Raw genomic sequence first — 13,614 nt, 5'->3', positions numbered from 1 at the left:
CAGCCCGCACCCCCACCCAACGCGCGGGTCAGCCCAGGAACTTGTACAACGCCGCCCCGATGATGACGAGGATCACGGCCCCCTCCAGCCAGTCGGAGAAGGTGAACCCCTCCGTGAACCCCCCCGACTTCCCGGAAGGCTTCGTCCCGTCCTGCTCCTCAGCGCTCAACTTCCACACCCACTTCGACGACGTCTGATCTGTCACGTACGCGTCAGGACGTTATCGGTGCGGCAGACAGTTCCCCGCCGCGGGGCCAGGGCCAGGGGTCAGGGATCGGTGGTCAGTTCAGCGACGGATCGTCCGGATACGTCGCCACCATCGCCAAGTCGCTCCGCTGGCGCCGCAGCACCGACCGCCACAGCCGCTCGGGATCCGGGGACGAGACGTCGCCGGGCTCGGACTCGACCACGTACCAGGCACCCTCGACCAGCTCGTCCTCCAGCTGGCCGGGGCCCCAGCCCGCGTAACCGGCGAAGATCCGCAGGGAGCCGAGGGCGGGGGCGAGGAGCTCGGGCGGGGCGTCGAGGTCGACCAGGCCGATCGCGCCGTGCACCCGGCGCCAGGCGATGGGGTCTCCCCTGCTCGAGCCGAGCCGAGAGCTTGGGGAAGGCCCCTCGCCGCCGGGGATCACCGCGATGCCGAGCGCCGAGTCGAGCGAGACCGGGCCGCCCTGGAAGACCACCCCGGGCGAGCCCGCCAGGTCGCCCCAGCCCTCCAGGATGTCCGCGACCTCCACCGGCGTCGGCCGGTTGAGGACCACGCCGAGCGAGCCCTCCTCGTCGTGGTCGAGGAGCAGCACCACCGCGCGGTCGAAGTTCGGGTCCGCCAGGGCAGGCGTGGCCACGAGCAGCCGCCCTGTGAGCGAGGACACCTCGGTCATGAACGACATGATCCCGCATCTTTGCCTCGCGGGGGGAGGCAATGCGCGTACGCGAGTGAATGCAGCTCAGGGCGCAAAGGAGCGCCGCGAGCGCACGCCGGAAGCGGTGACCCGGAGTGTCCGGTTCCGAACGGTTCGTGTTGTCACGGACTTCTGGCAGGTTTGGCGCGCACTTGGCCTTACGGAAGGGGGGTACGCGCCCATTACGCTTGCCCTTTGGTCCACCCGTCCATCTCATCGGAACGCGAGATTCATGACCGTCACCGACGATGTACTGCTTGTCCACGGCGGAACCCCGCTGGAGGGCGAGATCCGTGTCCGCGGCGCGAAGAACCTCGTGCCCAAGGCCATGGTCGCCGCGCTGCTCGGCAGCGCTCCGAGCCGGCTGCGCAATGTCCCAGACATCCGCGACGTACGAGTCGTACGCGGACTCCTGCAGCTGCATGGCGTCACGGTCCGCCCCGGCGAGGAGCCGGGCGAGCTGGTCATGGACCCCTCGCACGTGGAGAGCGCCAACGTCGCGGACATCGACGCCCACGCGGGGTCATCGCGCATCCCGATCCTCTTCTGCGGCCCGCTCCTGCACCGCCTCGGGCACGCCTTCATCCCCGGCCTCGGCGGCTGCGACATCGGCGGCCGGCCGATCGACTTCCACTTCGAGGTGCTCCGCCAGTTCGGCGCGACCATCGAGAAGCGCGAGGGCGGCCAGTATCTGGAGGCCCCGCAGCGCCTGCGCGGCACCAAGATCCGGCTGCCGTACCCGTCCGTCGGCGCCACCGAGCAGGTCCTCCTGACGGCCGTGCTCGCCGAAGGTGTGACGGAGCTCTCGAACGCCGCCGTCGAGCCCGAGATCGAAGACCTGATCTGCGTCCTGCAGAAAATGGGCGCGATCATCGCCATGGACACCGACCGGACCATAAGGATCACCGGTGTCGACAGCCTGGGCGGGTACAACCATCACGCCCTCTCGGACCGCCTGGAGGCCGCCTCCTGGGCTTCCGCGGCCCTGGCGACCGAAGGCAACATCTACGTCCGCGGCGCCCAGCAGCGCTCGATGATGACGTTCCTGAACACCTACCGGAAGGTGGGCGGTGCCTTCGAGATCGACGACGAGGGCATCCGGTTCTGGCACCCGGGCGGCTCGCTCAACGCGATCGCCCTGGAGACGGACGTACACCCCGGTTTCCAGACCGACTGGCAGCAGCCCCTGGTCGTGGCGCTCACGCAGGCCGCGGGGCTCTCCATCGTCCACGAGACGGTCTACGAGTCCCGGCTCGGCTTCACGTCCGCCCTGAACCAGATGGGCGCGCACATCCAGCTCTACCGCGAGTGCCTCGGCGGCTCCGACTGCCGCTTCGGCCAGCGCAACTTCCTGCACTCCGCGGTCGTCAGCGGCCCGACGAAGCTGCAGGGCGCCGATCTGGTCATCCCCGACCTGCGCGGCGGCTTCTCGTATCTGATCGCGGCGCTCGCGGCGCAGGGCACGTCCCGCGTCCACGGCATCGACCTGATCAACCGCGGCTACGAGAACTTCATGGACAAGCTCGTGTCGCTCGGCGCGAAGGTGGAGCTGCCGGGGCGGGCGAAGCTCGACTGACAGCTCGTCACGCACGCAGAAGGGGCGGTCACCCGGTGGGTGACCGCCCCTTCTGGCTGCTTGGGGCTACTTGCCCTTCGCCGCTTCCTTCAGCTTGGAGCCGGCGGAAACCTTGACGCTGTAGCCGGCCGGGATGTTGATCGGCTCGCCGGTCTGCGGGTTCCGCGCGGTGCGAGCGGCACGGTGGGTGCGCTCGAAAGTCAGGAAGCCGGGGATGGTGACCTTCTCGTCGCCCTTGGCAACGATCTCGCCGACGGTCTCGGCGAACGCGGCCAGCACGGCGTCGGCGTCCTTGCGGGTCACCTCGGCGCGGTCGGCCAGCGCGGCCACCAGCTCACTGCGGTTCATGTTTGTACTCCCGTGTTCTTCTTGCCGTTGAGGCGTGCCACGCGGCGGAGCCGCATGATGGGCACAGCGAAGCCGATGCTGCCAGGGTCCTCGGTCAGGCCCCGGACCCGGGTCCGTCATCCGGACCCTCGCGCCCAGAAAGGCATCCTGCCCCCACCTGCGGCGGGAAAGCCAATCCGGGGCCCGTAGGGGTCACACGAAAAGCTTCACCGCCCCTGGGAAGGTGGCAGTCGGGGGCGCGCTTCCACGCCACCCTAGAGGGCCTTTGAGGGCCCTGCGTTCCGCGACGCGCCGTACTACTGGGCCGTGGCGCCTGTCACAGCCACCCCTGCGGCCTTCGCCGCGGTGCGCACGGCATCGGCGACGGCGCCCGCGACCTTGTCGTTGAAGACGCTGGGGATGATGTAGTTCGGGTTGAGCTCGTCCTCGGCGACGACGTCCGCGAGGGCGCCCGCCGCCGCCAGCATCATCTCCGTGTTGACGGTGCGCGACTGGGCGTCGAGCAGGCCGCGGAAGACGCCGGGGAAGACCAGGACGTTGTTGATCTGGTTCGGGAAGTCCGAGCGTCCGGTGGCCACAACCGCCGCCGTCTGGCGGGCGATTGCGGGCTCGACCTCGGGGTCCGGGTTCGCGAGCGCGAACACGATGGCGCCGTCGGCCATGGCCGCGACGTCGTCGCCGTTCAGCACGTTCGGGGCCGATACGCCGATGAAGACGTCCGCGTCGACGACCGCTTCCTTGAGGGTGCCGCGGGCGCCCTCGGGGTTGGTGTTGTCGGCGATCCAGCGCAGCGGTGAGTCCGGCGCGGCGTCCACGAGGTCCTCGCGGTCGGCGTGCACGACGCCGTGGATGTCGGCGACGACGGCGTGCTTGACGCCCGCCGCGATGAGCAGCTTGAGGATGGCCGTACCGGCCGCGCCCGCGCCGGACATGACGACGCGTACGTCGCCGATTCCCTTGCCCACCACGCGAAGTGCGTTGGTCAGCGCGGCGAGCACGACGATCGCGGTGCCGTGCTGGTCGTCGTGGAAGACGGGGATGTCGAGGGCCTCGCGCAGGCGGGCCTCGATCTCGAAGCAGCGCGGCGCGGAGATGTCCTCGAGGTTGATGCCCGCGAAGCCGGGGGCGATGGCCTTGACGATCTCGACGATGGCGTCGGTGTCCTGGGTGTCCAGGCAGAGCGGCCAGGCGTCGATGCCGGCGAAGCGCTTGAAGAGGGCCGCCTTGCCCTCCATGACGGGGAGCGCGGCTTTCGGGCCGATGTTCCCCAGGCCAAGAACAGCTGAACCGTCCGTTACGACCGCAACGGAGTTGCGCTTGATGGTGAGGCGGCGCGCGTCCTCGGGGTTCTCGGCGATCGCCATGCACACGCGGGCCACGCCCGGGGTGTAGATCATGGAGAGGTCGTCACGGTTGCGGATGGGGTGCTTCGACTGCATCTCGATCTTGCCGCCGAGGTGCATCAGGAACGTACGGTCGGAGACCTTGCCGAGGGTGACGCCCTCGATGGTGCGCAGCTGCTCGACGATCTCGTCGGCGTGCGTCGTGGAGGTCGCCGCGATCGTGACGTCGATCCGGAGCGCCTCGTGGCCGGACGCCGTGACGTCGAGGCCCGTCACCGAGCCTCCGTGGGACTCGACGGCGGTGGTGATCTGGGAGACCGCGGTGCCGCTCGCGGGCACCTCCAACCGGACCGTGTTCGAGTAGGAGACGCTGGGCGCCGTTGCCATGGCCGACTTCCTCTGCTTTCACCGTGTTGCTCTTGCCGTCCGATCGTCGCACCTACCGCTGAGTACGTGGTAGCCGCCCCGGGTTTCGAACGTTTCGTTCACGAGGTTTTCGGAAACTTGTTTCCACCATACGAGAAGTTGCCAAGTGTCGGTAGGGGGAAGGGAAAACAGGTGCGGCCAACGGAAAGAGGTCCTCGTCACGGGGTGACGAGGACCTCTCCTACGTAAATGACACCGACCCGCCATGCTCGCCTCGCGGCAAGTGGTCGCTCGTAGCGACGAAGGTTGGGCCCGGGGGCTTGGATCGGGCCGGTGCCACGTCAACGGTAACAAACGATCCCCGCAAGGCAATTCCCGTCCCGGAAAGTCATGCGCGGATCACTGACGGATCAGTCCCTGAGCAGGTCCGGCACCCCGTCCGCGTCCGGCTCGTCGCGCTCGCCCGACAGGACCGTGAGCTGCTGGGTCGCGCGCGTCAGCGCCACGTACAGCACCCGCAGGCCCGCCGGTGACTCGTCCGCGATCTCCGCGGGCGAGACGACGACCGTCGCGTCGTACTCCAGGCCCTTGGCCTCCAGACTGCCGAGCGCGACCACCCGTTCACCGAGCCCGGCGAGCCAGCGCGCCGCCTGCTCGCGCCGGTTCATCGCCACGACGACGCCCACCGTGCCGTCGACCCGGTCCAGGAGGCGCGCCGCCTCGTCCCGCACGGACTTGCCGAGGTCTCCGTCGCGTACGACCGCGAAGCGCGGCTCCACTCCGGTGGACCGGACGGCCGACGGCGACTCGGAGCCCGGCATCGCGAGGGCGAGGACCTTGGCGGCGAGTTCGGCGATCTCGGCGGGGTTGCGGTAGTTGACCGTCAGCGTGAAGCGGCGGCGCGGGCGGGTGCCGAGCGCCTCGTCACGGGCCTCGGCCGCCTCGTCTGGGTCGGACCAGGAGGACTGGGCCGGGTCGCCGACGACCGTCCACGTGGCGTGCCGGCCGCGGCGGCCCACCATCCGCCACTGCATGGGGGTGAGGTCCTGCGCCTCGTCGACGATGACGTGCGCGTACTCGGTGCGCTCCGCCGCGAGCCGTTCGGCGCGCTCGCGCTGCGACTCCTCGCGCTGCGGCATCAGCTCGTCGAGTCCCGTGAGCAGGTCGAGGGGGTCCAGATCCTTCTTCTTACGGGGCCTGTGCGGCGTACCGAGAATCGCCTGGAGCTCGTCGAGGAGCGCCACGTCGTGCACGGAGAGCTCGTCGCGCCGCAGGGAGCGGGCGACCTTGCGGACCTCGCCGGGGTTCAGGACACGGCGGGCCCAGCGGCCCAGGCGCCGCTCGTCGCCCATCGCGGAGAGCACCGCGCGCGGCGTGAGCTCGGGCCACCAGGCGTCCAGGAAACGGATGAAGTCGTCCTCGGACGTGATGTCGTCGTCGAAGGAGGAGCGGAGTTCGGCGGCGAGCTCCGGGTCGCTGTGCCGGCCGGCGGAGCCGGACTGGGACCAGAGGGCGTCCAGGATGAGCTTGCGGGCACGCGGGCGCAGGAGGTTGACGGGTGCTGTTCCGCCGAGTGCGTTGCGGCGGATGCGGGTCAGCTGGTCGGCCTCCAGCTCCAGGCGGCGGCCGAAGGCGACGACTCGGAGGCGGGTGGGCGTCGCGGCGGGGGCCTTGGCCTCGGTCTCTTCCTCTTCGCCGAAGGTGAGCTGCCCGGCCTCGGCGGAACGCCTGCCCGCAGCGGTGGCGGCTGGGCCCTCCAACGCTCCCCGCGCCGCCCTCCGCAGGACATGCAGCATCCGCGAAGAGCCCTTGACCCGGGCCACCGCCGGTGAGTCGTAGACCGTGGCCTCCGCCGTGCCCGCCGCGTCGTCGGCCAGCGCGCCCACCGCGCGGATCGCGACCTGGCCCTCCTCGCCGAGCGAGGGCAGCACGCCCTCCGTGTAGGCGACGAGCAGCGGGGTCGGCGAGACGATGAGGATGCCGCCCGCGTACCTGCGGCGGTCCTGGTAGAGGAGGTACGCCGCGCGGTGCAGCGCCACGGCGGTCTTGCCCGTGCCGGGGCCGCCCTCGACGTACGTCACCGATGCGGCGGGGGCGCGGATCACCATGTCCTGCTCGGCCTGGATCGACGCCACGATGTCCCGCATCGTGTGGCTGCGGGCCTGGCCGAGCGCCGCCATCAGGGCGCCGTCGCCGATGACGGGCAGCGTCTCGCCGTTCAGGGACGCCGTGAGCTCCGGGCGCATCAGGTCGTCCTCGACGCCGAGGACCTTGCGGCCCTTGGAGCGGATGACCCGACGGCGTACGACACGGCCGGGGTCGACCGGCGTCGAGCGGTAGAACGGCGCGGCGGCCGGGGCCCGCCAGTCGATGACGAGCGGGGAGTAGTCCGCGTCGAGGACGCCGATGCGGCCGATGTGCAGGGTCTCGGCGATCTCGGCGGTGTTGTTCGGCGAGACCGCGTCCTCGGCGGGCTCGACCGACGTGTAGGCGCCGTCCGGGCCCTTCTTGCCGTCCTTGCCGAGCAGCAGGTCGATGCGCCCGAAGAGGAAGTCCTCGAATTCGTTGTTGAGCCGGTTGAGATGGACGCCCGCGCGGAAGACCTGCGCGTCCCGCTCGGCCAGCGCGCCCGGCGTGCCGACCTGGGAGCGCTTGGCAGCGTCGTTCATCAGGAACTCGGCCTCGTGGATCTTCTCCTCGAGACGCCGGTAGACCTGGTCGAGATGTTCCTGTTCGACGCTGATCTCGCGGTCGCGTACGTCGGCCACCGAGGCCCCTTTCCTGCGTGCAGCTGCCCAACCGAGCAGCCGTCTACCGTACGCGAAAGGGGGCCCCTATGTGCACTTCTCCTGCGCGACGATCACGCGTCGACTACGCGTCCACCTCCACCAGACGCTTGCCGTCGAAGGTGGTCACCTCGAAGTGGTCGATGTCGTTCCGGTCCATCGCGGCACCTCCGTGGACGTACAGCGGATTGCGTGCCCACTTGTTCGAGCTGTCCTCGATGCCGTAGCCCCACTTCGGGACGGACCAGCTGGTCACCGTCTCCTTCTCGCCGTCCTTGCCGACCGCGATCAGCGAGCACTTGAGCGGGCCCTTCACGTTCTTCAGCTCCAGGACCGTGTGCGTGCCCCAGGCCTTCTTCTCCGTGCCGACCGTGGCGCTGACCTTGGTCGTCGGGTCGGTGGCCTTGATCTTGTCGTCCATGTGGTTGAAGAAGGCGTCCTCGGCGGGGCTCGTGGGGTGCGGCTCGCCCGCCACGTCCTTCGAACCGCCGCCGTCGTCGCTCACCGCGAGGACCGTGAGCGGACCGCCGATGATCAGCGCCGCGGCCGCCGCCACCAGGTAGAAGCCGCGCCTGCGCTTCTGCTCGCGCTTGACCGCGACCTCGTCCACGAGCCGGTCCGCGAGGCGCGGGCTCGGCCGGGCGGCGAGCTGCTCGCCGATCTCCGGTACGGGGTGTACGCCGCGGGCGCCGGGGAAGTCGGCGAGCGCGGCCAGCATCGGCTCCATGCCGGAGAACTCCTCCAGCCGGCGTGCGCAGTACTGGCAGCCCGCGAGATGCGCCTCGAAGGCGGTCGCCTCCGCGTTGTCCAGGATGCCGAGGGCGTAGGCGCCGACGGCCTCGTGCACATCGGATGCGTCGTGCGCGCCCGCCGACTCGTACGGGAACTCGTTCATGCCGTCACCCCCCGCTCCTCCAGCGCCAGCTTCATCGAGCGCAGCGCGTAGAACACCCGCGAGCGCACCGTTCCGCTGGGTATACCCAGCGTCTCGGCAGCCTCATTGACCGTACGCCCTTTGAAGTAGGTCTCGACAAGTACCTCCCGGTGTGCGGGAGTCAGGTCCTCGAGCGCGTCCGAGAGAGTCATCAGCCACAGCGCCTTATCGATCTCGTCCTCCGCGGGGATGACCTCCAGCGGTGAGGGATCGACCTCCTGCGGCCGGGCCTGCCGGCTGCGGTGGCCATCGATGACGATGCGCCGGGCGACCGTCACCAGCCAGGGGCGTACCGAACCGGTCGCTCGGTTGAGCTGACCGGCGTTCTTCCAGGCACGGATGAGCGTTTCCTGTACGACATCTTCGGCGCGCTGCCGGTCTCCCGCCACAAGTCGGAGCACATAGGCGAGAAGTGGACCCGCGTGCTCGCGGTAGAGCGCGCGCATCAGCTCCTCGTCGGGTCCACCGCGTTGGACCAGACGATGTCGGTGCGGGCGCCCCTGCGGGCGCTCATCGGCCACGGCGGAATCCTTGCGCACGTCTGCCTCCGGTGTCCGCACTTCGTCGGGCTCTTCTTGACTGGCTCACCCGGGATGTACGTGTGAAGCGGGGCAGGTGTTCAACCGCGTAACGAACTTTTCTGATCACGCCCTCGACGCGTTCTCGGATCACGCCCTCGCCAGCGCCGCCCTGCGCCGGTGCCTGGCCACCCGCTCGCGGTTGCCGCACACCTCGCTCGAGCACCAGCGGCGGCGGCGCCCGCGTGACGTGTCCAGGTACACGATGCGGCAGTTGTCGCCCTCGCACTGGCGCAGGAGTGCGCGTGCCGCGGGGTCGGTGAGCAGGTCGACGGCGTCGCGGGCGACCGCCGCAAGGAGCGCCGCGCAGCCGGGGTCGCCGTTCAGGACGCGGACGAGGGAGCCGTCGGGGCGCCGGATCGCGCGGGCGGACGGCGGGGCCGCCGCGGCGAACGCGTTGACCCGGGCGAGCGCGCCGTCCGCGGACCGCCCCTCGAGTTCCCCGCGCACCAACTGCCCGATGCTGCCCCGCAGTTCACGGAATCCGATGAGCCAGCCGGGGCCGGCGCCCGGCAGCGCCGCACGGTCCGGGACGAGCCCGGCGCCGGCGAGCCAGGCGCGCAGCCGGTCCACGGAGTCGAGCCGCTCCGCCGGATGGTTCGTCGCCACGAGGTCCAGACAGCTCCGCCCGGAGTCGAATCGCAGCTCGTACGTGGCCGGGTCCATGCCCAACGCCATGCGCCTGTCACCGCCTTGTGGGGTTACCGGTGAGTGCTCCCCCTACAGTGCCTCGCCCGGGGCGGGCACGGAACCCCTGCCACCGGGCGCGGGTGAGACGTCCGCTTATGGCGGTGCGCTTTAAAACCATGGTCCGGAGCCCGCCCGCACGGTTGACTCTGCCCCATGACAGACATACGCGTGACGAACAGGGCGGACAAGGCGGACAGTCGAGGGCGGGGCACCGCCGGGATCGTACTGGGGGTGGCCACGGTCGCCATGGGCCTGATCTCCGGGGCTTTCTATGTCTTCGCGTGCGCCGTCATGCCCGCACTCGGGCGCAGCGGTGACCGCGTCTACATCGAGGTCATGCAGAACATCAACGACGTCATCGAGAACCCGGTCTTCTTCGCGAGCTTCATCGGGGCGCTGCTCTTCACCGCGGTCTCCGCGTGGCAGCTGCGCGGGACGGGCCCGCGCCGGTGGGTCCTCGCGGCGCTCGTCGTCTACGTCGTGGCCTTCGCCCTCACGTCGGGCGTGAACGTGCCGTTGAACGACGACCTCGCGGCCGCGGGCGATCCGGCGAAGATCGCCGATCCGGCCGCCGTGCGCGAGAAGTTCGAGGACGCGTGGGTGGCCTGGAACATCGTGCGGGCCCTGCTCTGCACGGTCGCGACGGGCCTGCTCGCGCGGGCGCTGGTGCTGTTCGGCCGGGGCGGCGGGACCCGTCAGTCCGAGTACTTGGACCCGGCGGCCGGGTCGAGCGCGAGCCGGTAGCCGCGTTTGACGACCGTCTGGACCAGCTTCGGGGCGCCGAGTGCCGTGCGCAGCCGGGCCATCGCCGTCTCCACCGCGTGCTCGTCGCGCCCGGCTCCAGGCAGCGCCCGCAGGAGTTCGGCGCGGCCGACCACCCACCCCGGGCGGCGGGACAGGGCCCGCAGCAGCGACATGCCGGCCGGCGGCACCGGACGCAGCTCGTCGTCGACCAGGACGGCATGGCCGCGGATCTCTATCCGGTGCCCCGCGATGGGCAACGTACGGGCGCGGGACGGCAGTTCCTGGCACAGGATCTGTACGAGCGGGCCGAGCCGGAAGCGTTCGGGCTGCACGGTGTCCACGCCGCGCGCCTGCAGCGGCAGTGCGGTGACCGGGCCGACGCAGACGGGCAGCACGTCGTGCTGGAGGGCCGCGAAGAGCTCGATGGACATGCCCCGCTCTTCGGCGCGGGCCAGGAAGGAAGCGGCGGCGGGCGCGCTGGTGAAGGTCAGGGCGTCGACGCCGCGGGCGACGGTGGCGTCCAGCAGCCGGTCGACGGGCCCGAGGTCCTCCGGCGGCATCCACCGGTAGACGGGCACCCCGACGACGTCCGCTCCCGCGGCCCGCAGGGACTCCACGAAGCCGGGCAGCGGTTCGCCGTGCAGCTGGAGCGCGATGCGCCGCCCTTCTACGCCTTCCCCGAGCAGCCGGTCGAGCACCTCGGCCATGGACTCGGACGACGGCGACCACTCCTCCGTGAGCCCGGCGGCGCGGATGGCCCCCTTCACCTTGGGCCCACGGGCAAGCAGCTCGACCCCCCTCAGACATCGCAGCAGCGCATCGCCGAAGCCCCACCCGTCGGCGGCCTCGACCCAGCCGCGGAACCCGATGGCGGTGGTGGCGACCACGATGTCGGGCGCGTGGTCGATCAGCTCCTTGGTGGCGGCGAGGAGTTCGCTGTCGTCGGCGAGCTGGACGATGCGCAGCGCCGGCGCGTGCAGGACGGTGGCGCCCCGCCGCTGGAGCAGCGCGCCGAGCTCATCGGCGCGCCGGGCGGCGGTGACGCCGACGGTGAATCCGGCGAGGGGGCCGTTCTGCTGGCTCGCGTGCATGGCTGCTCTCGTCCCGCTAGTACCGCTTGGTGTGGTGATCCGGTTGTCCGGAGCCGCTGTGTGCCGGTCCGGGGTTGAACGACACTGCCAAGGGTCCGTGACAACCCCGGATCACCACGATTTCTTACGTGTTACGCCAGGCTACGGCGAGGCTTCGCTCAGACTTCCGCGTACGTGAGCTGGGGCTTCGCCTCGGCGTGCTGCTCGACCGCCTCGGGGGCGGCGGGGCGGCGAAGGTATACGGCCCAGGTGACGCAGAAGCACGCCGCGTAAAAGGCGAGGAAGGCGACGAAGGCGCCCGTCCCCGACCCCACGGTCTGGAAGGACTGCCGGAAGGCGAGGTTGATGCCGAGCCCGCCGAGCGCACCGACGGCGCCGATGAGCCCCATCGAGGCCCCGGAGAGCCGCCGCCCGTAAGCCGCGGCGGCTTCCCCCTCGAGCCCCTTCTGGACGGCCTTGGCCTGGAAGATGCCCGGGATCATCTTGTACGTGGACCCGTTCCCGAGCCCCGTGAGCACGAAGAGCGCGATGAACGCGCCGGTGAACAGGGCGAGAGACTCCCGCATGGAGGCGATGACGACGACGCCCGTGGCCGCGCCCATCCCGACGAAGTTCCACAGCGTGATCCGGGCCCCGCCGAACCGGTCGGCGAGCCGCCCGCCGACGGGCCGGATCAGGGAGCCGAGCAGCGGCCCGATGAAGGTGATGGAGGCGGCCTGCAACGGCGTACGCCCGAACTGGGTCTGCAGCACGAGCCCAAAAGCAAAGCTGTACCCGATGAACGACCCGAAGGTCCCGACGTAAAGGAAGGACATGATCCACGTGTGCGGATCCCTGACGGCCTCCTTGGCGGCCCCGGTGTCGTTCTTCACGGTCGCGAGGTTGTCCATGAAGAGCGCGGCGCAGACGGCGGAGACGAAGATGAAGGGGATGTAGATCCCCAGGAGGACCCGCGGCCCGCCATCGGCCCCGATGACGGCGAGCCCGGCGAGCTGCACGACGGGCACGCCGATGTTGCCGCCGCCGGCGTTGAGCCCGAGCGCCCACCCCTTCTTCCTGAGCGGGAAGAAGGAGTTGATGTTGGTCATGCTGGAGGCGAAGTTGCCGCCGCCGACGCCGGTGAGCAGGGCGCAGAGCATGAAGGTGGTGTAGGAGGTGCCGGGCTCCATGACGGTGAAGGCGGCGATGGTCGGGACGAGCAGCGCGCTCGCCGCGATGATCGTCCAGTTGCGCCCGCCGAAGCGGGCGACGGCGAAGGTGTACGGGACGCGGGCGACGGCCCCGACCAGGGTCGCCATCGACACCAGGAAGAACTTCCCGGCGGGGTCGATCCCGTACTCGGGCCCCATGAAGAGCACCATCACGGACCACAGGGTCCAGATGGAGAACCCGATGTGCTCGGAGAGGATCGAGAACACCAGATTCCGCCGGGCGACCCGCTCCCCTTCTTCCTCCCAGAACGTGTCGTCCTCCGGGTCCCACCTCTGGATCCATGACATGACAGGCCTCCGCACTCTCCACAGCTAGCGGCTGATGGACCCGAAGGTAGGGAGACCGGGTTTCAGCCCTGTGGCACGCGATGACCGGCGGGGAACGTTGCTCTCACGTGGGGGTGGGGTGGGCGGTGAGGGGTCTCTCGCCGAGCGGCTTGGCCGGGTCAGCCGGCCCAGGGCAGGACGTCGGTCCCGCCCTTGTCCCACTTCATCGTCACCTCGTCGTCGGCCTGCGTGAGGTTCGCGGCGATGAACTTGGCGTCGTCGCCGCTTCCGCACTTGACCGCGATGCGGAAGCCGGTGCCCTGTGCCTGGCCGAGCCCCATGCACAGGCCCTTGCCGCCGGCATCGATGTACGACACCGAGTTCTTGCCCTTGCCCTCGCCGGAGGTGAGTTTGGCGCCGATGGTGAGCGTCTTGTTCTCGTCGTTCTGCCACTGCCCTTCGAAGCCGGTGTCCCCGGCGGGCCGGGTCGGCTCTTCGTCTTCGAGAGGGTCTTCGGTGGCCGGGTCTTCGCTGGGCTCCTCGGTGGCGGGGTCCTCTGTCGCGGGGTCCTCGGAGGGCTCCGCCGATTCGGCCGGCTCCGAAGGGCTGGCCGAGACACTCTTGTCGGCCTTGGGCTTCTGGTCGTCGTCGCCGTCACCGCTGGTGACGAGGAAGATGCCGCCGCCGATGAGGGCCACGGCGACAACTGCGGAGCCGATGATGATGCCGAGCTTCTTGCCCTTGGCGGGGCCGCCGGGCGGAGGGGGCGGCGGATAGT

General features: G+C 70.3%; 13 protein-coding genes. 2 read left to right on the top strand and 11 right to left on the bottom strand.

The genetic code is table 11. From position 1 onward, the window contains the following. Positions 1-28: 28 nt before the first annotated feature. Entirely contained in the window at positions 29-205 is a 177-nt protein-coding gene (locus tag E2651_RS44285; RefSeq protein WP_167828959.1) for a hypothetical protein, read from the bottom strand. Between the two features lie 76 nt (positions 206-281). Continuing rightward, complete coding sequence (locus tag E2651_RS32755; protein ID WP_135334893.1) at positions 282-890, bottom strand: YqgE/AlgH family protein; 609 nt, start codon at positions 888-890, stop codon at positions 282-284. Between the two features lie 244 nt (positions 891-1,134). On the opposite strand from E2651_RS32755, the gene murA reads away from it, so the two are divergent. Continuing rightward, complete coding sequence (murA, locus tag E2651_RS32750; RefSeq protein ID WP_135334892.1) at positions 1,135-2,478, top strand: UDP-N-acetylglucosamine 1-carboxyvinyltransferase; 1,344 nt, start codon at positions 1,135-1,137, stop codon at positions 2,476-2,478. A gap of 66 nt (positions 2,479-2,544) precedes the next feature. Here the strand turns inward: murA and E2651_RS32745 are convergent, their stop codons facing one another. The 6 genes from E2651_RS32745 to E2651_RS32715 form a co-directional block, all read right to left on the bottom strand. Continuing rightward, complete coding sequence (locus E2651_RS32745; protein WP_016645140.1) at positions 2,545-2,826, bottom strand: HU family DNA-binding protein; 282 nt, start codon at positions 2,824-2,826, stop codon at positions 2,545-2,547. 296 nt (positions 2,827-3,122) lie between these two features. Next, positions 3,123-4,556: an NAD-dependent malic enzyme gene (locus E2651_RS32735; protein WP_135334891.1), complete on the bottom strand. Its 1,434-nt coding sequence runs from the start codon at positions 4,554-4,556 to the stop codon at positions 3,123-3,125. 389 nt (positions 4,557-4,945) lie between these two features. Then, a complete protein-coding gene (locus E2651_RS32730) occupies positions 4,946-7,303 on the bottom strand; it encodes a UvrD-helicase domain-containing protein (RefSeq protein ID WP_209446303.1) in 2,358 nt (785 codons plus the stop codon). A 103-nt stretch (positions 7,304-7,406) separates the two neighbouring features. Beyond that, positions 7,407-8,216, bottom strand: coding sequence for a zf-HC2 domain-containing protein (locus E2651_RS32725; RefSeq protein ID WP_135334889.1), 810 nt, complete (start codon positions 8,214-8,216; stop codon positions 7,407-7,409). Then, positions 8,213-8,794 carry a sigma-70 family RNA polymerase sigma factor gene (locus tag E2651_RS32720; protein WP_135334888.1) on the bottom strand — a complete coding sequence of 194 codons (582 nt, stop codon included), beginning with the start codon at positions 8,792-8,794 and terminating at the stop codon, positions 8,213-8,215. Before E2651_RS32720 ends, E2651_RS32725 begins: the two co-directional genes overlap by 4 nt. Positions 8,795-8,923: 129 nt before the next feature. Further along, entirely contained in the window at positions 8,924-9,511 is a 588-nt protein-coding gene (locus E2651_RS32715) for a CGNR zinc finger domain-containing protein (protein WP_135334887.1), read from the bottom strand. A 165-nt stretch (positions 9,512-9,676) separates the two neighbouring features. Here E2651_RS32715 and E2651_RS32710 point away from each other — a divergent pair, with 165 nt between their 5' ends. Beyond that, positions 9,677-10,267 (top strand): anthrone oxygenase family protein, encoded by a 591-nt coding sequence (locus E2651_RS32710; RefSeq protein ID WP_245239376.1) that lies wholly within the window; start codon positions 9,677-9,679, stop codon positions 10,265-10,267. Here the strand turns inward: E2651_RS32710 and E2651_RS32705 are convergent. From E2651_RS32705 to E2651_RS46010, 3 genes are all read right to left on the bottom strand, one after another. Next, positions 10,219-11,358 (bottom strand): uroporphyrinogen-III synthase, encoded by a 1,140-nt coding sequence (locus tag E2651_RS32705; protein WP_135334886.1) that lies wholly within the window; start codon positions 11,356-11,358, stop codon positions 10,219-10,221. The genes E2651_RS32710 and E2651_RS32705 overlap by 49 nt on opposite strands. A gap of 158 nt (positions 11,359-11,516) precedes the next feature. Further along, a complete protein-coding gene (locus tag E2651_RS32700; protein WP_135334885.1) occupies positions 11,517-12,857 on the bottom strand; it encodes a nitrate/nitrite transporter in 1,341 nt (446 codons plus the stop codon). Between the two features lie 158 nt (positions 12,858-13,015). Further along, positions 13,016-13,614: hypothetical protein (locus E2651_RS46010; RefSeq protein WP_167828958.1), on the bottom strand; the 599-nt coding region annotated here is incomplete at its 5' end.

The sequence above is a fragment of the Streptomyces sp. MZ04 genome, assembly GCF_004684775.1.
Classification (GTDB): domain Bacteria; phylum Actinomycetota; class Actinomycetes; order Streptomycetales; family Streptomycetaceae; genus Streptomyces.
This window is presented reverse-complemented; position numbering and strand designations above follow the sequence as displayed.